We start from the raw sequence: 22101 nt of genomic DNA on the forward strand, positions 1-22101 counted from the left end.
GGTTCACTCCGGGAATTTTGAGACGATGATGAACATCACCGTGCCTGCAAGCAGGGTGACCAGCGAATAGGTGTAGAGCACCACTAGGAAGGGTTGGAACAGCATTAGGAAGCCGAGCCCGATCAGAACGGTTGCGATGGTCTCCATCGGGCCGCGGCGCAGGAAGAACGGCCGTTTTGGGCGGGCAGGGGTGCGTGTTTCGATCAGGTGGGTCATTTGCGGACGGCTCCGAAGGTGATGCCGCGCAGCAGCTGCTTGCGCAGGAGAATCGTGAAGACGAGGATCGGGATCAGGAAGATCGTCGTGCCGGCGGCAACAGCCGGCCAGTCCTGCCCGCCTTCGCCGATGATCGTCGGGATGAAGGGCGGCGCGGTCTGCGCCTCGCCCGAGGTCAGAAGGGCGGCGAAGGCATATTCGTTCCAGGCGAAGATCAGGCAGAAGATCGCGGTGGCAGCGATACCGGTTGTGGCCTGCGGCAGCACCACCTTGCGGAAGGCCTGCAGCCTCGTATAGCCGTCGATCATCGCCGCTTCCTCGTATTCGCGCGGGATTTCGTCGATGAAACCCTTGAGCAGCCAGACGGCGAGCGAGACGTTGACGGCGGTGTAGAGCAGGATCATGCCCACGGCCGTGTCCGACAGACCGAGCTCGCGATACATCAGGTAGATCGGGATGGCGACGGCAATCGGCGGCATCATGCGCGTCGACAGGATGAAGAACAGCAGGTCATCGGCAAGCGGCACCTTGAAGCGCGAGAAGCCATAGGCGGCGAGCGTGCCGAGGAAGACCGCGAGGAAGGTGGAGCCGAAGGCGATTACCAGCGAATTGATGAAACGCGGCAGGAAATTCGACGGGCCGGCGATCACCATGTTGCGCTTGCGCGTCACCTCCTCGCAGGTGCCGACCGGCGCCGGCAGCGAGGCGATATAGTCGGGAGTCTGCCGCGTACGCGTGGTGAACAGGTTGCAATAACCTTCGAGCGACGGCGTGAAGACGATCTTCGGCGGATAACTGATCGAATCCGGCGGCGATTTGATGCTGGTCAGGAAGATCCAGACGAGCGGGATGAGGGTGATCAGCGCATAGAGGATGACGATCGTGCCGGCGATGCGCTTGCTGGAACGGTTCGGTTCGACGACCGAATGGGCTGAGTTGGCGGCGGTCATCGTTGCTTCACCCTGTTCAATGCCTTGACATAGATGTTGGCGAGGCCGAACACCGCGACGAAGAGGACGATGGCGAAAGCCGAGGCCCGGCCGGTCGCCCAGCTTTCGAAGGCGACGCGCTTCAGCGTGATCGAGGCAACCTCGGTGACGGAGCCCGGCCCGCCGCCGGTGAGCAGCGTCACCATGTCGAACATCTTGAAATTCTCGATGCCACGGAAGAGCACGGCGAGCATGATGAAGGGCAGGGCCATCGGCACGGTGATCGACCAGAACTGGCGCCACGGCGAGGCGCGGTCGACCTCGGCCGCTTCGTAGATATAGTCGGGGATCGAGCGCAGGCCGGCGAGGCAGATCAGCATCACATAAGGCGTCCACATCCAGGTATCGACGATGATAATCGCCCAGGGCGCCAGAGTGACATTGCCGAGCATCTGGATATCGGAGGTTGGAATGCCTGATACCAGCGACACCGCATAGGCGAAGAGGCCGATTTGCGGCTCGTAGAGGAAGCGCCAGAAATTGCCGACGACGGCGGGCGACAGCATCATTGGGATCAGGATGATCGTTGTCCAGAAGGCATGGCCGCGAAACTTGCGGTCGATCAGATAGGCAAGGCTGAAGCCGATCACCGTCTGCAGGAGGATGGTCCAGAAGACGAAATGCGCGGTGGTCTGCATCGCCTGCCAGATATCGGGGTCGTTCAGAACGCGCTGGTAATTTCCAAGGCCGACGCCCTGAACCGGCGCATTCGGCCGGTTGGCGCGGTAATTGGTGAAGGAGAGATAGATTGCCCAGATCAGCGGGAAGATGTTGATCGCCAGCAGCAGGATGATCGCCGGAGCGATAAACAGCCAGGCGATCGCCCTGTCGGAGAGGCCGCGGACGCGCCGGGCGACCGAGACCGGCGTTGCCCTTGCTGTCGCATCGACTGCATTCTCGACTATGGAGGAATGGGAAATGGTCAAGTTTTCACCCGATCTTTGGGATGTGGGTCTTTTGGGATATGGGAGATCTGGCGGCCCGGCTCGTCTGCCGATCCGGGCCGCCATCCAGGTAAGGATGGCGCGCAGAGGGGTGCCGCCTGTCCTGTGGTCGGACACTAGATCTTGCCGTCGTCCTTGAAGACTTCTTCCCAGTCCTTCACCAGACCGTCGAGCGCTTCCTTGGCTGTGCCGTTGCCGGCAACGACGTAGTTATGGACGCGTTTCTGCATGTCCTGCAGGAGGGTGGCATAGCTTGGTTCGGCCCAGAAATCCTTGACGATCGCCATGGAGTCCAGGAAGGCCTGGGCGTAGGGCTGGCTCTTGGCAAAGCCTGGCGCATTGACGACGGAATTCAGGCAGGAATAACCGCCGAGTTCCCACCACTTGGCCTGAACGTCAGGCTGGGCGAACCACTTGATGTATTGAAGTGCTGCGTCCTTCTTGTCGGAATAGGAGACGACCGAAATGCCCTGTCCGCCGAGCTGGGCGAAATGCGCCTTTTCAGCCGGATTGGGGAAGAAGCCGATCTTGTCGCCGCCGACCTTCTCGTCCTTGTAAAGACCGGGCCAGGTGAAGGCGAAGTTCATCTGCATGGCAACCTGGCCGGATTTGAAGGCATCGGCGGATTCGACCATGTAGACGTTCGAGCTGCCGGGCGGTGTGCAGCAATCATAAAGGGACTTGTAGAATTCCAGTCCCTTCACCGCATCGGCCGAGTTGACGAAGCCTTCCATGTCGTAGGGCTTCTTCGGGTTCTCGTACTGGAAACCCCAGTCGTAGAGGACGTTGGTAACGCCCATGGTGATGCCTTCAGAGCCGCGCTCTGTATAGATCGAGGCGCCGTAGACGGTCTTGCCGTCGATCTCGCGCTTCTGGAAGAATTCGGCGATCTGCTTCAGCTCATCATAGGTCTTGGGGGCGGCCAGATCCCGGCCATATTTTCCCTTGAACTCCTTCTGCAGTTCCGGTTTCTCGAACCAGTCCTTGCGGTAGGTCCAGCCGACGACATCGCCCATGGCCGGCAGCGCCCAATAGTTCGGCGTGTTCTTCGGCCATTCCGAGTAGCCGACGACCGTCGCCGGCACGAAGTCATCCATCTTGATGCCTTCCTTGTCGAAGAAGTCGTTGAGCTTGACGTAGTGGCCGTTTTCGGCCGAGCCGCCGATCCACTGGCTGTCACCGATGATGAGATCGCAGAGCTTGCCATGGGAATTCAGCTCGTTGAGGAAGCGGTCGGCGTAACTCGTCCAGGGAACGAATTCGAATTTCATCTGCGTGCCAGTCTTGGCGGTGAAATCCTTCGACAGCTCGACGAGCGCGTTGGCGGGATCCCATGCGGCCCAGCAGAGCGTCAGTTCATCGGCTTTGGCGAGATTGGGCAATGCCGACGACATGACGAATGCCGTGGCGAGCCCCAAAAGGGCTTTCGATGTTTTCTGCATAAGTTCCTCCCAGAACCAAGGGCCGGCTCCCCGCCGGCGTCGCATGTTCACCCATTTCAGAGAATGCTCACATGAACTCCTCAATCATCATGTTTAGCAATGTGTTTAGTAATAGCAATTTATATAAACATTGCAAGCGGCAATCGTTGCTGCACTGCACAGGTGGCTCGCCAAGCGGGCGGGGAGTTTGCGGGACCAATCTCAGCGCTTCTTGGAAATTTCGTTCGCGAGCGTACCGATACGGGGAAATCTGACCTCGCGGCGAGATTGGCCGCAGGATATGGACCTCGACGCCGCTCCTGTTTTCCCGGGAGCGGTTCAAACTTGGCCTCGCTCCGGCGGGGCCTTTTTCTTAAGGTCGCGCCGCCCGCCGCGTCGGGAATATTCCCGAGCAGTGCGAGATTTAGCCTTTCCGGCCGTGCGCAACGAGCGTATGCAGCCAGTGCGCGGCGTGTTTCCGCGTTCTCCCGCGCGGCAGATCTCCGATCGGCTTCCTTCCCGTTTTCCTGCCGCGGCATCCAGACTTTTCATTGGCAGATCGATGACCACGGCAGAGACGAGCGAGAATCGGCAAGAGGCGGCAAGCGGCCGCCAGGCGAAGATCGTGGCGCTGGTTGTTGCCGTTTCCTTCTTCATGCAGATCCTCGACGGCACGATCGTCGCCACCTCGCTGCCGCAGATGGCGGCAAGCTTTAATGTACAGCCGGTGTCGATGAGCATCGGCATCACCGTCTACATGCTGACGATGGCAGCCTTCATTCCTTTGTCGGGCTGGCTCGGCGACAGGTTCGGTGCGCGCCGTATCTTCCTGATGTCGATCGCCGTCTTCACCGCCGCCTCGCTGTTCTGCGGGCTGTCCGGCAGCCTGGCGGAATTTGTGCTGTGGCGCGCCGTCCAGGGGGCGGGCAGCGCACTGATGACGCCTGTCGGGCGCATCATCGTGCTGAAAAACGCCCGCAAGTCCGAACTCGTCCAGGCGATCGCGTTGATCACCTGGCCGGCGCTGACGGCGCCGGTGATCGGCCCGGTGCTCGGCGGCTTCATCACCACCTATGCCAGCTGGCACTGGAACTTCCTCATCAACATCCCGATCGGCATTCTCGGCATGGCACTGGTGCTGCGCTTCGTGCCGGAGCAGCGCGAGGCCGATCCCGGCCGGCTGGATTTTGTCGGCTTCATCCTGAGCGCGGCAGGGCTGACTTTTCTTCTCGCCGCCCTGGAGCTTTCGATCAAATGGGAAGGTGGGCTTTTGCCGGTCATATCAATGCTGGCGGCGGGCGTCGTGCTGTCTGTCATGGCGACACGGCATTTCCTCACCGTCGATAATCCGCTGCTCGAGCTTTCGGCCTTCCGCATCCAGACGTTCTCGATGTCGACGCTGTCGGCAGGCACGGCCTGCAGGGTGGCGATCAATGCGACACCGTTCCTGCTGCCTCTGTTGTTCCAGCTCGGTTTCGGGCTGAGTTCGATTGCCGCCGGCGCCTATCTGCTCGTCTATTTCCTCGGCAATCTCGGCATGAAGACGGTGACGACGCCGCTCCTGCGCTTCTTCGGCTTCCGCTTCGTGCTTGTGTTCAACGGGCTGATCGCGGCACTTTCGATCGCCGCCTGCGGTTTCCTCTCGCCGGAAACGCCACAGTTTTTCACCTATGCGCTGCTTTTCCTCGCCGGCCTGTCGCGGTCGATGGAATTCACCGCGCTGAACACGCTCGCCTTCGCCGATATCGGCCCGGCGCAACGAAGTTCGGCCTCGACGCTGTCGAGCATGCTGCAGCAGGTATCGATGCTGCTCGGCGTGGCGGTGGCGGCGGCCGTCCTCAATATCGCCGCGGCTCTGAGAGGCGCCGACAATCCCGTTCTTGCCGATTTCCGCTGGGCTTTCGTCGTGGTTGGCGCGATCGGCATGGTCTCGGTGCTGCGTTTCCTGCAATTGCCGGCGGAGGCGGGAGCTGAAGTATCCGGACACCGGAAATTCCTGAAAAATTAGCCTCCACTGTGAAACAATCGGCCCCAGTCCCGTTCCGCGCCGCCTGCGACAAGAGTGAGGGATAACCGCTGTTTACCTCGGGCGGCCAATGCAATACGACATTGCCATGCGGACGACTCGGACGCTTGCCGGCGGTCGTCGCTGCGAGAAAAAGCCGGGAGACGGAATGAGCAATTCTAGCGGCGATGCGGATGCCCTGATCCACATCCTCTATATCGACGACGACGAGGGGCTCGCCCTCTTGATGCAGAAGAACCTTGGCCAACGCGGCTTTTCGGTCGAATGGGCTGAGAACGGTGCGGCCGGCCTTGCCAGACTCGGCAAAGGCGGCTTCGACGCCGTCGTGCTCGATCATGTCCTGGCTGACGAGACCGGCCTCGACATTCTGCCCTGCATCACGGCGCTGCCGGATCATCCACCGGTCATCTATGCGACGGGCTCGGACGATACCAGCATCGCGGTCGCGGCGCTCAAAGCCGGCGCCGACGATTACATGCTCAAGGGAATCTCGGCCGATTATTTCGACCTGCTCGCCGCTGCCCTCGAACAGGCGCTGGAGCGGGCGCGTTTTCGCCGCGAAACGGCGCAGGCGCAGGAGGTGATCCGTCAGCAGCGCGACCTTGCCGAAATGCTGCTTGCCGAAGTCAATCACCGCATTGCCAACAGCCTCGGCCTCGTCGGTGCGCTGATCCGCATGCAATCCTCGATGACCAAAGACCAGGTGGCGATCGACGCGCTGCACGAAACGCAGATGCGCATCAACGCCATCGCCAGCGTGCACCGCCGGCTCTATACCAACCGGCAGGTCGGATCTGTCCAGGTGGATGAATATCTGAACAGCCTGCTCACCGAACTCGAAGCCTCGATGCGCGACGACAAGCGGCCGCACCGCGTCGTGCTGACCGCTGAGCCGGTCAATCTGGCGACCGACAAGGTGATCACGCTCGGGCTGATCGTCAGCGAACTCGTCACCAATGCCTTCAAATATGCCTATCGGGACGGCGTGCCGGGCGAGATCCGGGTATTTGTCGATCAGACGGACGAGGGGTTGAGGGTTGTCGTCGAGGATGATGGGGCGGGGTTCGATCCGGAGAGCCCGGCGAGGGGAACGGGGCTCGGCGCGCGTATTTTGACGGCCATGGCTGCGAGCTTGAAATCGGATTTCGCCTATGATCCCGGGCATGATGGTACGAAGGCGACGCTGGTGTTTTCGTTGCATGAGGGGAAGTAGGGTTTTGCGCAGCCGCAATTGCGCAATGCGGCCATAGTTCAAGAAGCCTGCCCCTCACCCTAACTGCCGGGGCCGAGCCGCGGGTCTCGACCCGTCCTTCGGACCCCCGTTCTGACGTGGAGAGGGGACGTGCCCTGCGAAATGCTGGTGAGGAACAGAGGGGTTGCCGCTATCCCCCTTCGCCCCGCAGGCGGGGAGAAGGTGCCGGCAGGCGGATGAGGGGCTGCTTGGCACACTGTTCGCCAACTTCTCCAATAACTTACTAAAGCTACATAAGGTGCCTAACGTTAGGGAGAGCGAAGATGACGACGATCCGTACGCCGCGGGAAGTTTACGATTTCTGGTTCGTCCGATGCGGCCGGGAGCTGTGGTTCCGCCCGCCGCCGGAACTCGACGTGGAGATCCGCGAAGGCTTCCGCCATACGCATCTCGCCCTTGCCGCGGGTGTCAGCGACGAATGGCGGGCCGATGCGGAAAGCCGGCTGGCGGCCATTATCGTGCTCGACCAGTTTCCCCGCAACATCTATCGCGGCACCCCGCTGGCCTTCGCGACCGACGGGCTGGCGCTTCGGGAGGCTAAGCTCGCGCTTGCCGCCGGTGGCGATCAGGCGGTCGAGATCGCCTGCCGTACCTTCTTCTATTTGCCGTTCGAACATGCCGAAGACCTTGGCGAGCAGGAACGGTCGGTGGCATTGTTCACCGCTCTCGGCGACGCGGAATATCTGGATTATGCGATCCGCCATCGCGACGGGATCGCCGCCTATGGCCGCTTTCCGCACCGCAATGCCATGTTAGGACGGGAGTCGACGGCCAGGGAACGCGACTATCTTTCGACGCCAGGCGCGGGTTTCTAAGCGCGTCGCGATCTTTCGGATTCACTTGTCGCGCTTTCGTTCTTTGTTCTACGCATGTCGTTATCGCAACCGCTGCGACATGCTTTAACCCTTTCCAGGAGCTTCCGCCTTTCTGTCGCCTTTCTTTGCTATGACAAGCTGGCATTCTATCCCGACGATAATCTTTCCGGAGGCGCTTTTGCGGCTGAGACCGATCCTGCTTCGCACCATTCTTCTGCTGATGCTGGCGGTGGCCGGCGCGCATTTCAAGGGTGCTGCGGCCTTCGCGCAGGAGCCGCAGGCATCGGCAGCCGCGCAGGCGCCGCTTGCCGACACACCGCTCGACCAGGCGACGAAGGAGATCGACAAGGCCAAGGTCCAACTGACGGCACTCCAGGAGGGCGTCAAGCAGAATGCCGAGGATGACGATGCCCTGGTCGGCCTTGCGACCAAGGCCGACGAACTTAGCCGCGCCGTCATCACCATATCGGTCAATCTCAGGCCGCGTTTCGACCAGATCAAGAACCGGCTTAGCGAGATCGGCGATCCGCCGAAGGACGGGCAGCCGCCGGAGGCCGGGATCGTCACCCAGGAGCGTAACGCGCTCGCCGGTGAGCGCGCGCAGATCAACGCGGTGACGGGCGACGCGGAAAACCTGTCGATCACGGTGACGAAGCTCGTCAACGAGATCACCGAGATGCGCCGACGGTTGTTTGCCGATACGCTGCTCAGGCGTACGGAAATTTCGGTCTCGGTGCTCGACGATGCCGTCAGCGCCTTCGTGCATGAGGCCAGCGAGTTCATGCAAGCCCTGTCGAGCTGGGCCACCTTCGTCTGGAAATTCAAGCGTTTTCCACTTTTTGCCGCGATCTTCCTGTCGCTCGCCTCAGCCCTGATCCTGCTCTCCGGCAGCTACCGGCTGTTTGGCTCGTATCTGCGCCGCGACGAAGCTGTCGAAAACCCGTCCTATATCGGTCGGCTGTCGATCGCTTTCTGGTCGACGCTGATCCGGACCCTGGCGCTTTCGGTGCTGCTCGTCACCTCGTTCTTCTGTCTCAACAGTTTCAACGTTCTGCGGCCCGACATCGCACCTGTCATCGGGGCCTTGTTCGGAGCGATCGGGCTCGTTTATTTCGTTGGTCGCTTCGTCAACGCCATCTTCGCGCCGAACGAACCGCGCTGGCGGCTCGTTCATCTTTCCAATCTCGGCGCGCGCTCGATCGGCTATTGCCTGCTGGCGATGGCCGTCGTCAATGCGCTCGATTATCTGTTCGGGACCGTCGGCGAGACGATGGGCTCGCCGCTGGTGCTGACCGTGGTCAGGAGCCTGATTGCCGCGTTGATCATCGGCCTGATCCTGATCTCGGTCTCGTTCGGCAAGCCGATGCTGGCGAAGAATGGCGATCCGGATGCGCCGGGCCGGCATTGGCCGCGCGGCATGGCGATCATCCTGCGCGTCGTCGGCGGGGGCCTCATCCTCACCGCGCTGAGCGGTTATGTGGGGCTGGCGCGCTTCGTCGCCACGCAGCTCATCGTCACCGGCGCGGTCGTCGTCACCATGTATATCGGCCTGCTCTCAGGCAAAGCGATATCCAGGCAGGAAAGCTTTGGCGACACCTTCTTCGCGCGCTTCCTGACGCGCCGCTTCAAGCTGGGGCCGGTGGCAATCGACCAGGCCGGTCTGCTCGTCGGCCTTGCGATCTATGCCGTGGCGCTTCTCGTCGGCATCCCGCTGATCCTGCTGCTCTGGGGTTTCCATGTGCAGGACCTGCAGATCCTTGCCTATAGGCTGTTCACCGAGGTCAGGCTCGGCGGCATCAGCATCTCGCTGCTCGGCATCTGCACCGGCATCCTGCTGTTTGCCGGCGTCTACCTGCTGACGCGCTGGCTGCAGCGCTGGCTCGACGGCAATGTGATGGCGCGAAGCCATGTCGATCTCGGCGTGCGCAATTCGGTCAAAACGGGCATCGGCTATCTGGGCGTCGGCATCGCGGCGATCATCGGCGTTTCCGCCGCCGGCATCGATCTCTCGAGCTTTGCGCTTGTCGCGTCGGCACTTTCGGTCGGCATCGGTTTCGGCCTGCAGAACATCGTTTCCAACTTCGTCTCCGGCCTGATCCTGCTCGTCGAGCGGCCGTTCAAGGTCGGCGATCATGTCGTTTCCGGCACCGCCGAGGGCATCGTCAAACGTATTTCGGTGCGCGCCACCGAGATCGAGACTTTTCGCAAGCAGTCGATCATCGTACCGAATTCGGAGCTGATCAACGGCCTGGTCGGCAACTGGACGCATCGCAACAGGATCGGCCGATCGGAAATTCCGGTTTCCGTCAGCTACAACGCCGATCCGCAGCAGGTGATGGATATCCTGCTCGAGCTGACGGCCAAGATACCGCTCGTCATGCGCAATCCCGAGCCGCATGTCGAATTCCTGCGCTTCGGCCCTTATTCCCTGGATTTCGAGCTGCGCTTCTTCCTCGCCGACATGGGCGACGGCATGACGGTGCGCAACAATCTCAGGATGGAGATCCTCCGGCGCTTCAAGGCCGAGGGCATCGAGATCCCGCTGCCGCAGAGCGATCTCACCATCCATCGCGATGCCGCGCCGGTCCTTGCCAATGCCGTCAAGGAGCAGACGGACGGCCAGGACGATCCAAAGAACAAGCCCATCGAGGACGAGGAGCGGCCGGTGCGGCAGTTGCGCGGGCGGACGGCGGATGGCAGCCTGAAGAGCTGAACGGCTCATTCAGCCATCATTCACAGGTCTATGTGCATGATCTCCACCATCGGGATTGCTGCCGCGGGCAGCACCGATCGTTCGAGGGGAGGGCGCGTCCGCGCCGCCGCACATGATGGCAAGGTTTGCCGCCGTTTTGCTTGTCCCGCTGCTCGCCGCGCCCGCGGCTGAAGCAGCATCCATCACCAACACCGATCCGGCAGCCGTGGTGCTCGTCATCACCGAGAGCGGCCAGCGCGTCGAAGTCGTGGTCGATGCCGGCGCTTCGGAAAACCTCTGCGCTTCCGGCTGCTTCATGACTACGCCCGACGGAGACCGTATCGGGCTCGACGGCGGCGAGACGATCGACATCGTCAAGGGCTCGGCCGTCGTCAAGTAGGTGGGCGGATCAGACGATCCGCTTGCCCCCGGCGTCGAGCACCTTCTCGCCGTCTTCCTTGGCGAGGGCGCCCTTGTGGGTTTCCGGCAGGATTTCCAGAACCAACTCGGAGGGCCGTGACAGGCGCGTGCCGAGCGGTGTCACGACGAACGGCCGGTTGATCAGGATCGGATGCGCGAGCATGGCGTCGAGAAGCTGGTCATCGCTGAGGTCAGGATTATCGAGGCCGAGTTCGGCATAGGGCGTATCCTTCTGGCGAACGGCCTGGCGTACGGTGAGGCCGGAATCGGCGATCATCCGAGACAGTTCCTCCCGCAAGGGCGGAGTCTTGACGTATTCGACGACGGTCGGTTCGATGCCGGCATTGCGGATCATCGCCAGCGTATTGCGCGAGGTGCCGCATGCCGGGTTGTGGTAGATGGTGACGTTCATAGCTTCGCCTCAGAGGATAGGGTTGACGATGTTTCGGCCGGCTGCAGCAGCCAGGTGAAAAGAATGAGCGCAAGGAGCGCGCCGGCGATTTCGGCGAGCCAGAAGCCGGGAAGATCGATCGGGCGGATGCCGGAGAAGGTGTCGGTCAGGGAACGGGCGAGCGCAATGGCCGGATTGGCAAATGAGGTGGAGGCGGTGAACCAGTAGGCGGCGGTGATGTAGAGGCCGACCAGCCATGGCACCGCTTTCTGCTCGAACCGGGTGCCGGCAAGAATGACCGCGACCAGGCCGAAGGTCGCCACACCTTCGGAGAACCATTGCGCGCCGCCGGTGCGGATCTTGCTGGAGAGTTCCACGAGCGGGAGTTCGAACATCAGGTGAGCCGCGATCGTCCCGGCCACGCCGCCGGCAATCTGTGCCAGCACATATCCGGTCAGGTCGCGTTTCGGCAGCGAACGTGACATTGCAAAGACCAGCGAGACGGCGGGATTGAAGTGGGCGCCGGAGATCGGCCCGAGTGTGGTGATCAGCACCACCAGAATGGCGCCGGTCGCGAGCGTATTGCCGAGCAGGGCAAGCCCTGTATCCTGCGTCAGCGACGTCGCCATGATGCCGGAGCCGACGACGGTCGCGACCAGCATGGCGGTGCCGATGGCCTCTGCGACCAGCCGGCGCGGCAGATCGAACGGCGCCATCAATCGGCCGTCACCGGTTTTGCGGTCGTGCCTGTGGTCATTGCAGGTCCTCCTTCATCGCAGGTGCACAACACGCGGCGACGGCAGCAGCCGGCGCACAGATCTCAGGGTTTCCGCCGCAGCAATCTTCCATCAGGAAACGGATCAAGCCGCCAAGCGCCTCGTAATTGGGGGTGTAGATGATTGAGCGGGATTCGCGCTGCTGGGCAATGAGGCCGGCACGTTCCAGCTCCTTCAGATGGAAGGAGACGTTGGACGGCGAGACCTCCGCCTTTTCCGCGATGGCGCCCGCCGCCATGCCGTCCGGACCGGATACAACAAGCATGCGGATGATCTGCAGGCGCGTTTCCTGCGAAAGCGCACTGAAAGCGGCGAGGGCTTGACGTTGATCCATATTTCAATAATCCTTGAATCGTTGAAATGAGGATTAACTGATATGGACACGATCGACAACGGAAAAATCCGAGAGAATGATATCAGTCTCGGCCTCCTGCTGGATATGCTCGCCGACGAAAAGGACGCGCCGCTGGTTTTCTATTCTGACGGTCGGGCGGTGAAATCAGGCTATCATGTCACCGAGGTCAAGGCGGGCCAATTCGCGGGCCTCGATTGCGGCGCCAATCCCGAGGCCTGGACCGAAATCTTCATCCAGCTCTGGGACATCGATGAAGGCGACCGAAAGCACATGCCGGCCGGCAAGTTCTGTTCCATCGTCCGCAAGGTGACGGAGCATGTGCAGCTCGACGGTTCTGCCAAGCTCACCTTCGAAGTCAGCGACGGCGTGCGGCCGATGCAGCTCTATCGCGCAGCGAGGCCGGTTCTCAGTGCTGGTGCCGTCCACGTCATGCTTTTACCGCGGCCGGCAAGCTGCAAGCCGCGCGATCGTTGGCTGGAGGAGGAAAGCAAAACGGACGTCGCCTGCTGCGGCCCCAACACGGTACGGAGCCGCTGCTGCGCCTAGAGAGCTTCACACTTCACCATTGTGCTCGGCAAGGCAGCGGCTCGCCGCGTCAAGCGATTGATGCTTGGGTACCCCACCATCTAAGCACCCGCAGCGCCCGGAGCGTCACCCATCGTGAGGGCCTACCTTGTCCGTCGTCGACTTCGAACCACACACGCCCCGGCGGGCTCCGGTCGAGCGGCCAGCGGCCATCTTCAAGGCGTCGGGTACGAAGGTGGTTGATCGCCTCGCTGAGGCGCGGGTCGGGAGCGGTGTCGGTGAGGATAGCGCTGGCGCGGAAATAGTCGAGCGCACGCAGGATGTCGTAGCGCCAGCGGTTCGGGTGCAGGAACTGCAGGAAATTTTTGTCGGCGGGCTCGCCGGTTCCGAGGCGACGGAAGAGGCTGCGCTCGAGCAGGAATTCCTCGCCCGTTCCGCGCGCTTCGCGGGATCGGGGCGTGCCGCCGGTCGATTTCTCGAATTCCAGCAGCCCTTCCAGGACGTTGATGGTGGTAGCGAAAGACGACCGAACCGAGCCACGGGTTCGCTCGCAGTTCCAGCCGCCGTCGGCGAGGCGCTCGCCGGCCAGCCTGTCGACGATCGGTGAGATGTCGATCCCGAAATAGGCGCCGTCGGCCACGGTGCGGCCGTTGATGCATTCTTCGACTTCGCCTTCCCAATAGGGCTGGCCGCCTTCTTCCCAACGGGCATTGGCGCCGATCAATGCGACGGTGTGCCTGGCCTGCGCGCAGGCGGGATCGAGACCGAATTCCCTGAGTTGCGACAGCGAGAAGGTCGTTGCCATCCATGGCTGGCCGTGCTCATGCCACTCGCGAGGGTCGAAACCGGCGGGCAGGAAGGCGCCGCCCGCCCATTGCCCGTCCTCGTCTCGGCAGGCAAGCAGTCTGGCACCCCAGCCCTCCGTCTCCACCCTGGCCCGCTCGGCCATCCACTTCCGATCCGGGGCGTCGAGCAGATCGCGCATCACCTGCCATCGGATCGACGGGTCGGAATCGAGAAGCCATTCGATCACCGGGTCGGATTGGGTCATGGGCGAACCTCTCGGCGGGTCGGGTTTGATGGCCCGTTTATAATCGCTTCGGCCGGGCGCTGCCAGCCAATGGGCGCGCGGGAGTGGGCGTCTCACCTCTGCGACCAGTCATCCGCCGCCGTCCTTCGAGGCCCCCACAGGGCACCTCGGGATGAGGGCTGTTCGGTGTGCCGTATGGCTGGAGAGTTGATCGGCGTGCCGAGCGACTGTGGCGACGGGAGCCCGTTCGATACCGAGAATGCGGCGCTTCGCGACTACTTTCTTAATCATATTTGCAAGAAAACGGAGGCGGCCCCATCGGGCTGCTTCTTCGTTTTATATCCAGCCGTGCTGATTAAGAATTATTCAAATTAATTGATGTACCAATTTGATCCGGGGACAGAATTTACATCAAAGGTTTGCTATGGCGTTTCTAGGTATTTCGGGGATGCAATATTCCGGGGAAATGTTTGCTGGCGCGCGTATTATTGTCGCGGAAGATTCCAACGTATTCACCTCGATGATCAGCAAACGCCTCAAGGAGCTGTTCGACATCGACGTCGAGATCTGCCGCAGCTTCGAGGAGTTGCAGGTTTCCTATGACAAGTCTTCAGATCCGATCACGCTGGCAATCTCGAACATCAACCTGCCCGGCGCCGAAAACGGCGAAGCGCTCGAATATCTGGTCGATCTTTCCATCCCGACCATCGTGTTTACCGGCACCTTCCATGAAAGCATGCGCGACAAGCTGATGGCCAAGGATATCGTCGACTATATCCTCAAGGACAATATCTTCGCCGTCGACCTTCTGGCGGAATCGATCTGCCGGTTCCTGACCAATCATCGTCACCACGTGCTGATCGTCGACGATAGCGCGACGGCCCGCGCGCTGCTGTCGAGCCGGTTGAAGCGGTATAATTTCCGTGTCAGCGTCGCCGAGAACGGCGGCAAGGCGCTGGAGATCCTGAAGGCCAACCGCGATATCGGCCTGATGATCACCGACTACAATATGCCCGACATTGACGGCTTCGAGCTGACGCGGCGTATCCGCTCCAGTATCGGCTCGCACGAGCTGCGCATCATCGGCGTTTCCTCCTCGTCGAACCGGCTGCTTTCGGCGCGTTTCCTGAAGGCCGGCGGCAATGATTTCATGCTGCGTCCCTTCATCGACGAGGAGTTCTACTGCCGCGTCAACCAGAACCTCGATACGCTGCTGCAAATCCAGTCGATGCGCAGGGAGCGGGCGGTTGCCTGAAGGCCCTTCCAGTATCATCGCCATAGGGGCGGAGATGACGGAAACAGGCCGTCGTCGAATTTCTGCAATTACAAGTAACGCCGCGATTTGCCCCCTTCACGCGCGCAGCCCTCTCGGTTATCGTCCGCCCCGCCGGGGAAAGGGCCGAGTCGAGGCCATCGGACGCATGGGGGAGTAGCGGCTGTGGCTTTTCAAGCGGATTTTCAGCGAGATGGCATCGGGCTGCGCTCCGGCGGGCTCAAAATACTTCTGGTTGAAGATTCCCGGATGTTTTCCGCCGTGCTTTGCCATCGGTTCCAGACCGAGCTTGGCCTTGCGGTCAAATCCTGCCCGTCGCTGAAGGCTCTTCGCAAAGAACTTGCCGAGGACGGTCACGGCTACACCATGGCCGTGGTCGACCTCAACCTGCCGGATTCGCCCTATGGCGAAGCGCTCGACTGTACGATCGAGCACGATATCCCGGCGATCGTCTTCACCGCGACATTCGATGTCAATACGCGCAACAGGATCATGGAGCGCAATGTCATCGATTACGTGCTGAAGGACAATGAATTCGCGCTCGACAATCTCGTTGCCACCGTCCGACGGGCGATCTCCAACCGCAAGACGCGGGTGCTCGTCGTCGATGATGTCGTCTCGGTGCGCCAGGTGTTGGTTGACCTCCTGAAGGCGCAGCAATATCTCGTCGTCGAGGCAAATTCGGGGCTCGAGGCGCTGGCCGCACTTGAGGCCTACAGCGATATCGAACTGGTCGTCACCGACCACCACATGCCCGATATGAGCGGCTACGAGTTGACGCGGCGTATCCGCCATCGCTTCGGTTCGGACAGGCTGCGCGTCATCGGCGTTTCCTCCTCCAACGACCGCATGCTTTCGGCGAGTTTCCTCAAAGCCGGCGCCAGCGATTTCGTCTACCGGCCCTTCGTCGCCGAAGAACTGCAATGCCGCATCGCCAACAATGCCGAAACGCTGGCGCAGATGCGGCAACTCAGGGCGGCGGCGGCCTGCGATTACCTGACCGGCCTCTATAACCGCCGCTATTTCTACGACAATGGCCCGAAGCTGGTGAACGAGTGCCTGCGGCTGAAAGTGCCGAGTTCGGTGGCGATTCTCGATATCGACCATTTCAAACGACTGAACGACACCTATGGCCACGAGATCGGCGACAAGGTGCTGAAGGCTGTCGCAAACAGGTTGTTCACGATCTTCGAAGGCAGCGACAATCTTCTCTCGCGGCTTGGCGGGGAAGAATTCGCCATCCTCTTCCCACAGATGGATTCCCTTGCGGCGACCAAGCTCTGCGACGAGATCCGCTCGGATATTTCTCGGTTGAAGGTCACGGCAGACGACGAGGAACTCGGTGTCACGATTTCGATCGGCATCGCCGAGATCGGCGGCTACGAGACCTTCGAGAATTATCTCAACGCCGCCGACCAATTCCTCTACATGGCCAAACACCGGGGCCGCAACCAGGTCTATTCGGACGCCAAGATGACGGAAGAGGCGGCGCAGTAGAGCCATCCTGGGCGAGCCGCCGCCGTTTCATTTCAGGCGGCAGTCTCTGTTTTTTCAAACTCTCAGGCCGCGACCGGCTGCTGGCGCGCGGTCGCCATGGTCATCTTGCGCTCGGCACGCTCCTGTTGCGGTGAGCGATGGTAGAGTTCGCGATAACACTTGGAGAAATGCGAAGCCGAGACGAAGCCGCAGGCGACGGCAACCTCGACCACAGGCATCGAGGATTGCACCAGCAGGTGGCGGGCGCGGTCGAGGCGGATTTCCAGATAGTAGCGGGCCGGAGAGCGGCCCATCTCCTGGCGGAACAGCCGCTCGATCTGGCGGCGTGAGAGGCCGGCGCCATCGGCGATCTCGATCAGCGATAGCGGCTCGGCCAGATTGCCTTCCATCAGTTCGATGATCGACAGCACCTTGGCGTTCTGCACGCCGAGACGGGCGCGCAGCGGCAGGCGCTGGCGGTCATGCGGATTGCGCACGCGATCGGTCAGGTGCTGCTCGCAGATGCGGTTGACGAGGCTCTCGCCGAAATCCTCACCGACGAGGTTGAGCATCATGTCGAGCGAGGCGGTGCCGCCGGCGCAGGTATAGAGATTGCCGTCGATCTCGTAGAGATCGGCATAGACCTCGGCCTGCGGGAAGGCTTCCGAAAAGCCCGGCAGATTTTCCCAGTGGATGGCACAGCGCTTGCCGTTCAGCAGGCCGGCCTGGGCCAGCACATGCGCGCCCGTACAGAGGCTGCCGACGGCAACGCCGCGATTATAGCATTCGCGCAGCCATGCATTGACCGACTTGTTGTTGAACTGCTCGACATCGATGCCGGAACAGACGAGCACCATGCCCGGCCGGTTTTCGCCGCCGAGATGGCGGCGCTCCTCGGCCAGCGAGGAATTCGCCTCGACGCCGATGCCGCAGGAGGAATAGACCTTCTCCCCGTCGAGGGAGGCGAGCCGCCAGGTATAGGCCTGATAGCCGAGCATGCGATTGGCGATGCGTAAGGTGTCCACGGCCGCCGAAAAGGGCAGCATGGTGAATTGCGGTACCATAAAGAAGACCAGCGAACGCTTCTTGATCTGCATCCTGTTCATAGCGAAATCCATGCTCGAGGGGCGATGACACATTCGTTGCGCGGATTGCGTCGCGCCGATGTCCTGAAAGCGACACTGGCATGGAAAAATGCGGCCGGGAAGAGCAAATATGCGACATCGCCTGAGATCTAGCCGGTCAAACCCCCGGAAGGGGCGTGGGAAGGGCAACGAACAGGCTGATAGGCATCTGAAATTCAAGATCGAAAACGGCCTGGGAATGGACGGTCAGCCCATGAGAAAGGCGGCGTTGCAGTAGGCAGACGCCGCCTCATCTTGGGAGAAATGTCGCATTCATTACACGGTCCGGTGTTTGTTGTCGTCCGTGCTCGGCCAGCCGATGTCCTTGCGGATGTCGAAGGGCATGGCTTCGATTTCGCGAGCCGTCTGCCAGCGCGTCCAAGCGAGCACAAGCCTGCGGGCATAATGTGCCAGATCGAAGCGGCCTTCGCCGGAGGTGAGGGTCTTGCCAGCACCCCGATAGATGAGCGTGGTCATGTCCAGATCCTTTCTTGGGTCAGGGGCATGGTCTCGATGGGAGGTTTCGTCCATGTCCGTAATCACAATATGGGCTCCCGGAACTCATCATTCAAACGAATAGAGTTTATGGATAACATCAGAGATATTGAACGATCGCCGTGCGCCCGCCGATCGGAAGAGCTGACCGCTGCGGGGTTGCAAAATGCCAAATCGGGGCACGGCGAGATGACTCGGAACCAAGTCCGCTCCACGTCGTTGCCGCTTCGTACCTGACAATGATGCAAAGGAGGAAACCATGATTTCCGCAGATCAGATCCGTGAACATATGGAAGTGCGGGCTGCCGATGGCACCCATATGGGGACAGTCGATCATCTCGACGGACCCACGCGCATCAAGCTGGCGAAGACCGGCTCGGAGGACGGCAAGCACCACCTGATCCCGATCGACTGGGTCGATCACGTCGATGCGCATGTTCATCTGTCAAAGAACGCCAGGGATGTTCGCACCCAGTGGGCCACTATTAACTGACGGGCGGTCGGCTGCGGCTTTTGCCGCAGCCTCCTCGCCGTAAGGAGCCTCGCATGTCCAAGCAATTGAGGAAGGGCGACGACGTGAGCTGGGACACCAGCCAGGGAAAGACCGAGGGCAGGGTGGTCAAAAAGCAGATCAGCCAGACGAAGATCAAGGGCCACAAGGTGAAGGCGTCGGCGGCGGAACCCCAGTATATCGTGGAAAGCGACAAATCGGGAAAGCGGGCCGCACACAAGCCCGATGAACTCAGGAAGCTTTGAGGCCAACTCGGCGCCTCATCACAAGCATAAGGAGATCGATATGCCAGCCAAGTCCAAGGCCCAGCAGAAGGCGGCGGGCGCCGCACTGTCGGCCAAACGTGGCGAGACGCCCAAGAAAGAGCTCAAGGGCGCCTCCAAGCAGATGGTCGAGTCCATGAGCGAAAAACAGCTCGAGGAATTTGCATCCACCAAAAGAAAGGGCAAACCGGAGCACGCCCCCAAATAGGCAGGGCGCCGCGATGGCGGGGCGTCCGGCTTATGTCGTGGGCATCGAGAAATTCGCGACCTCGTGCGCCTCGGAGACGGCGAAGAGGATTGCGCGTGCGGATGCGTCCGGATCTTTCGCCAGCCAGCGCAATTCGAACGTCACCCCGGTGCGGCCATCTTCGGCCTGTCCCAACGAGACAAACGATGCGCTGCATTCAAGAGGTCCCAGCACATCCGAAAGGTCGGGAATATCAGAACTCGAGCCATAGACGACGAGCGTCGCCTTGCGTTCGCAGCGCAGCCAGGTGTCCAGGCGTTTCAGCGGCGACAGCACGATGACGGCGATGACGGTTGCGACGGTCCCGGTGACGATCTGGCCGCCGCCGAAGCAGAGGCCGACCACGGTCATGAACCACAGGGTCGCCGCCGTGGTGACGCCAGTCATCATGTCGCCGCGCCTGAGGATCGCTCCGCCGCCGATGAAGCCGACGCCGGTCAGGACGCCGAGGGGAAAGCGCAGCACGTCCATCTGGGTGAAAAAACTCAGTGTTTTCCCGTAGGTCGATAGAAGCAGGTTCGCCTGGACCATCGCAACGCAGGCGGCAAGCGCCACCAGGATCGTCGTCCGGAAGCCCGCGGCATGGCCGCCGCGCTCGCGGTCGAGGCCGATGAGGCCGCCGGCGATCACCGTCAGCGCGATGCGCGCGGCGATGTCCCACCAGCTCGGTGTCAGCGGCATGGCGTCGGTCAGGAACGAAGGCATGTTTCGCTCCGGGTTATATCGCGGGCTTTCCGCTGTTCGCCGGGCATTGATCCTCCTCGGCCATGATGCGTCACGGGTCTAAACGCCATGCGGCGCGGGACGTTCCGCGTTGCCGATGAGCCAAGATTGGCGGTTCGTCTGCGGCGGGTGTATGTATGTTTTGGATGGGGAGAACCTCCCCGTCAGCTATAAGCGCACCGCGCCCAAAACGGAGTATAGAATTGGCCGTCGCATTCACCAAGGAAGAGAGTTTCGAAACCGCTTCGGAAACCCTGCTGCCCGATCGTCCGGTTTCGCCGCATCTGAACCTGGTGACGGAGGCAGGGTTGAAGGCTCTGGAACTACTGTTCCAGCAGGCTCGCCTGGCCTATGATGCCGCGAGTGTCATCGAAGACGTGAACGAACGACGGCGGCAGGCGGCGGGACCGTTGCGCGACCTGCGCTATCTCGCGGCGAGGCTCCGCAACGCCCAGCTCATGCCTGACCCTGCGTCAACCGACACTGTCGCCTTCGGCAGCACGGTGACTTTCAGCCGCGACGACGGGCGCGTGCAGACCTATCGGATCGTCGGCGAGGACGAAGCCGATCCCAAGGCCGGATCGATTTCTTATGTGTCGCCGGTGGCGCGGTTGCTGATGGGCAAGGCTGTCGGCGATGTGGTGGAGACAGGTAGCCATGAGCTGCAGATCATCGCTATCGCGTAGGGCGGGATACTCAAAGCGGCGCCGAGTTTGACGATGCGCAATAATTGTTATGAAAAATGGTACTTCATAGTACTTTATTTATCATTCGCGGCCTAGAAAGATGACATCGAATATCGAAGGTCATCCGCATGGTCAGCGCAATTTCCAGTTCCGCATCCACCCTTTTGAGTTCAACCGCTTCAACCTCGTCGTCCAGTTCGTCGGACCAGCTTGCCTCTCTCGAGGCGCAGCTTGCCGAAAAGCAGGCAGCCCTGTCGCAAACGCAGGACGAGAAAGAGAAGGCCACAATCGAAAAATCCATCGAGACGCTGGAAGCAAAGATTGCCAAGCTCGAAGCGTCCGAGAGCAGCAAGACCGAGGCGTCCGCCGCATCGAAGCCCGCTACCGAGGCTCCGCAGGATCTCTCCGGCGAGAGCGAGCGTATCGGCACGAAGAATTTTGACGACACCAGCGAATTCGGCAGCCGCACGGCGTACGTGTGACAGCGCCTGTTTTGAGCCGCTGCTGTTCTGAGCAACGCGTTCAGAGATTGCGCTTGGCCACCGTGATGACCTCGCGCGTCAGCTTCGCCAGGCGATCGGCGGCGAGGCGGTTTATCTGCCAGTATAGTGGGACATCGAGTGGGGTGTCGGGAACCAATTCGACCAGCCGTCCCGATGCGAGATGTTCGCGGGTGAGCTGGGTCGGGTTCATTCCCCATCCCATGCCCGAAAGGCTCGCCTCGACGAAACTCTGCGTCGACGGCAGCCAATGGGTGGGATAATCGAGATCGCGTCCGAACTTGCTGCTTACCCAGCTGCTCTGCAACCTGTCCTTCTGATTGAAGGTGAGCGCCGGGGCATTGCGGATTGCCTCGGCGGTTACGCCGCCCGGAAAGTGGCGTGCCACGAAGTCGGGGGTTGCCGTAGCGTGGTAGCGCAGAATGCCGAGTGCAAATCGCCGGCATCCGCGGACCGGCTTCTCAAGGCTGGTGACGGCTGCGATCACCCGTCCGCGCTGCAACCATTCGGCGGTGTGGTCCTGGTCGTCGACGGCGATATTCAAGAGGTAGGAAGAACTCTTGGCGAAGTTCGACATGGCCTCCACGAACCATGTCCCAAGGCTGTCGGCATTGGTCGCGATCTGGAGCGTCACCCTTTGGCGTGGTTCGTCGGGATCGACGAGAGCCGGCAGTTGCCCGAAGAGTTCGGCTTCGAGCATGCCGACATTCTCCATATGGCGGCAGAGCCATTCTCCCTTTTCGGTTGCCGTGCACGGCGTGCCTCTGACGATGAGGACGGTACCGAGACGCTCCTCGATCTGCTTTACGCGCTGCGAAACGGCCGAGGGAGTGACGTTCAGCACGGTCGCAGCCCTATCGAAGCTGCCTGTCTGGACAACAGTTGCGACGGCGCGCAGGGCGGGGTAATCGAGCATGATTAAGTTTCGCTTAATTGAGATAAGCCAGATTA

General features: G+C 61.2%; 25 protein-coding genes. 13 read left to right on the plus strand and 12 right to left on the minus strand.

Features of this window, described 5'->3' with window-relative positions; all coding sequences use genetic code 11:
- Positions 1–3 precede the first annotated feature (3 nt).
- From HJB84_RS29085 to HJB84_RS29100, 4 genes are all read right to left on the minus strand, one after another.
- Positions 4–216, minus strand: coding sequence for a hypothetical protein (locus tag HJB84_RS29085; protein ID WP_221117612.1), 213 nt, complete (start codon positions 214–216; stop codon positions 4–6).
- Positions 213–1166, minus strand: coding sequence for a carbohydrate ABC transporter permease (locus HJB84_RS29090; RefSeq protein ID WP_221117613.1), 954 nt, complete (start codon positions 1164–1166; stop codon positions 213–215). The genes HJB84_RS29085 and HJB84_RS29090 overlap by 4 nt, the downstream gene beginning before the upstream one ends.
- On the minus strand, positions 1163–2131 hold the full coding sequence (locus tag HJB84_RS29095; RefSeq protein ID WP_007629705.1) for a carbohydrate ABC transporter permease: 969 nt from the start codon (positions 2129–2131) through the stop codon (positions 1163–1165). Before HJB84_RS29095 ends, HJB84_RS29090 begins: the two co-directional genes overlap by 4 nt.
- Positions 2132–2265: 134 nt before the next feature.
- The gene (locus tag HJB84_RS29100; protein ID WP_207580835.1) at positions 2266–3591 is read right to left on the minus strand and encodes an ABC transporter substrate-binding protein; all 1326 of its coding nucleotides are present in this window, start codon (positions 3589–3591) and stop codon (positions 2266–2268) included.
- A gap of 541 nt (positions 3592–4132) precedes the next feature.
- On the opposite strand from HJB84_RS29100, the gene HJB84_RS29105 reads away from it, so the two are divergent.
- The 5 genes from HJB84_RS29105 to HJB84_RS29125 all read left to right on the plus strand — a co-directional run bounded on the left by HJB84_RS29105 (position 4133) and on the right by HJB84_RS29125 (position 10755).
- On the plus strand, positions 4133–5578 hold the full coding sequence (locus HJB84_RS29105; protein ID WP_221117614.1) for an MFS transporter: 1446 nt from the start codon (positions 4133–4135) through the stop codon (positions 5576–5578).
- A 166-nt stretch (positions 5579–5744) separates the two neighbouring features.
- Positions 5745–6809 (plus strand): histidine kinase dimerization/phosphoacceptor domain -containing protein, encoded by a 1065-nt coding sequence (locus HJB84_RS29110; RefSeq protein ID WP_207580833.1) that lies wholly within the window; start codon positions 5745–5747, stop codon positions 6807–6809.
- Positions 6810–7111: 302 nt separating this feature from the next.
- Positions 7112–7663 carry a DUF924 family protein gene (locus HJB84_RS29115; protein WP_221117615.1) on the plus strand — a complete coding sequence of 184 codons (552 nt, stop codon included), beginning with the start codon at positions 7112–7114 and terminating at the stop codon, positions 7661–7663.
- 178 nt (positions 7664–7841) lie between these two features.
- Positions 7842–10376, plus strand: coding sequence for a mechanosensitive ion channel family protein (locus HJB84_RS29120; protein WP_221117616.1), 2535 nt, complete (start codon positions 7842–7844; stop codon positions 10374–10376).
- A gap of 112 nt (positions 10377–10488) precedes the next feature.
- Entirely contained in the window at positions 10489–10755 is a 267-nt protein-coding gene (locus HJB84_RS29125) for a hypothetical protein (protein WP_017994411.1), read from the plus strand.
- A gap of 9 nt (positions 10756–10764) precedes the next feature.
- Here HJB84_RS29125 and arsC read toward each other — a convergent pair whose 3' ends face one another.
- Genes arsC through HJB84_RS29140 form a run of 3 tightly spaced genes read right to left on the minus strand, consistent with a single transcriptional unit; the run spans position 10765 to position 12276 of the window.
- Positions 10765–11187 (minus strand): arsenate reductase (glutaredoxin), encoded by a 423-nt coding sequence (gene arsC, locus HJB84_RS29130; protein WP_207580830.1) that lies wholly within the window; start codon positions 11185–11187, stop codon positions 10765–10767.
- Positions 11184–11882, minus strand: coding sequence for an MIP/aquaporin family protein (locus tag HJB84_RS29135; protein ID WP_207580829.1), 699 nt, complete (start codon positions 11880–11882; stop codon positions 11184–11186). Before HJB84_RS29135 ends, arsC begins: the two co-directional genes overlap by 4 nt.
- A 37-nt stretch (positions 11883–11919) precedes the next feature.
- Positions 11920–12276, minus strand: a complete 357-nt coding sequence (locus HJB84_RS29140) for a helix-turn-helix transcriptional regulator (protein ID WP_207580828.1) — start codon at positions 12274–12276, stop codon at positions 11920–11922.
- Between the two features lie 42 nt (positions 12277–12318).
- Here HJB84_RS29140 and HJB84_RS29145 point away from each other — a divergent pair, with 42 nt between their 5' ends.
- On the plus strand, positions 12319–12843 hold the full coding sequence (locus HJB84_RS29145) for a DUF6428 family protein (protein ID WP_207580827.1): 525 nt from the start codon (positions 12319–12321) through the stop codon (positions 12841–12843).
- A 49-nt stretch (positions 12844–12892) separates the two neighbouring features.
- On the opposite strand, the gene HJB84_RS29150 is transcribed toward HJB84_RS29145, so the two are convergent.
- The gene (locus HJB84_RS29150) at positions 12893–13873 is read right to left on the minus strand and encodes a squalene cyclase (protein WP_221117617.1); all 981 of its coding nucleotides are present in this window, start codon (positions 13871–13873) and stop codon (positions 12893–12895) included.
- A 403-nt stretch (positions 13874–14276) separates the two neighbouring features.
- On the opposite strand from HJB84_RS29150, the gene HJB84_RS29155 reads away from it, so the two are divergent.
- The gene (locus tag HJB84_RS29155) at positions 14277–15107 is read left to right on the plus strand and encodes a response regulator (RefSeq protein WP_037078243.1); all 831 of its coding nucleotides are present in this window, start codon (positions 14277–14279) and stop codon (positions 15105–15107) included.
- A gap of 183 nt (positions 15108–15290) precedes the next feature.
- On the plus strand, positions 15291–16622 hold the full coding sequence (locus HJB84_RS29160; protein WP_207580825.1) for a diguanylate cyclase: 1332 nt from the start codon (positions 15291–15293) through the stop codon (positions 16620–16622).
- Positions 16623–16684: 62 nt separating this feature from the next.
- On the opposite strand, the gene HJB84_RS34205 is transcribed toward HJB84_RS29160, so the two are convergent.
- Both HJB84_RS34205 and HJB84_RS29170 read right to left on the minus strand, forming a co-directional pair.
- Positions 16685–17707, minus strand: coding sequence for a GlxA family transcriptional regulator (locus tag HJB84_RS34205; RefSeq protein ID WP_207580824.1), 1023 nt, complete (start codon positions 17705–17707; stop codon positions 16685–16687).
- Between the two features lie 294 nt (positions 17708–18001).
- On the minus strand, positions 18002–18202 hold the full coding sequence (locus HJB84_RS29170; protein ID WP_207580823.1) for a hypothetical protein: 201 nt from the start codon (positions 18200–18202) through the stop codon (positions 18002–18004).
- A 277-nt stretch (positions 18203–18479) separates the two neighbouring features.
- On the opposite strand from HJB84_RS29170, the gene HJB84_RS29175 reads away from it, so the two are divergent.
- Genes HJB84_RS29175 through HJB84_RS29185 form a run of 3 tightly spaced genes read left to right on the plus strand, consistent with a single transcriptional unit; the run spans position 18480 to position 19202 of the window.
- Positions 18480–18713 (plus strand): DUF2171 domain-containing protein, encoded by a 234-nt coding sequence (locus HJB84_RS29175; protein WP_207580822.1) that lies wholly within the window; start codon positions 18480–18482, stop codon positions 18711–18713.
- 53 nt (positions 18714–18766) lie between these two features.
- Positions 18767–18976, plus strand: a complete 210-nt coding sequence (locus HJB84_RS29180; RefSeq protein ID WP_207580821.1) for a DUF2945 domain-containing protein — start codon at positions 18767–18769, stop codon at positions 18974–18976.
- A 40-nt stretch (positions 18977–19016) separates the two neighbouring features.
- Positions 19017–19202, plus strand: a complete 186-nt coding sequence (locus HJB84_RS29185) for a DUF3008 family protein (protein WP_207580820.1) — start codon at positions 19017–19019, stop codon at positions 19200–19202.
- A 30-nt stretch (positions 19203–19232) separates the two neighbouring features.
- Here HJB84_RS29185 and HJB84_RS29190 read toward each other — a convergent pair whose 3' ends face one another.
- Positions 19233–19946, minus strand: coding sequence for an MgtC/SapB family protein (locus HJB84_RS29190; RefSeq protein WP_207580819.1), 714 nt, complete (start codon positions 19944–19946; stop codon positions 19233–19235).
- 221 nt (positions 19947–20167) lie between these two features.
- Between HJB84_RS29190 and greA the strand changes: the two genes are divergently transcribed.
- A complete protein-coding gene (gene greA, locus HJB84_RS29195) occupies positions 20168–20650 on the plus strand; it encodes a transcription elongation factor GreA (RefSeq protein ID WP_207580818.1) in 483 nt (160 codons plus the stop codon).
- Positions 20651–20772: 122 nt separating this feature from the next.
- Entirely contained in the window at positions 20773–21132 is a 360-nt protein-coding gene (locus HJB84_RS29200; RefSeq protein ID WP_207584327.1) for a hypothetical protein, read from the plus strand.
- Between the two features lie 40 nt (positions 21133–21172).
- Here HJB84_RS29200 and HJB84_RS29205 read toward each other — a convergent pair whose 3' ends face one another.
- Positions 21173–22066, minus strand: a complete 894-nt coding sequence (locus HJB84_RS29205; protein WP_207580817.1) for a LysR family transcriptional regulator ArgP — start codon at positions 22064–22066, stop codon at positions 21173–21175.
- Positions 22067–22101 lie beyond the last annotated feature (35 nt).

The organism is Rhizobium sp. NZLR1b, from assembly GCF_019685155.1.
Classification (GTDB): Bacteria; Pseudomonadota; Alphaproteobacteria; order Rhizobiales; family Rhizobiaceae; genus Rhizobium.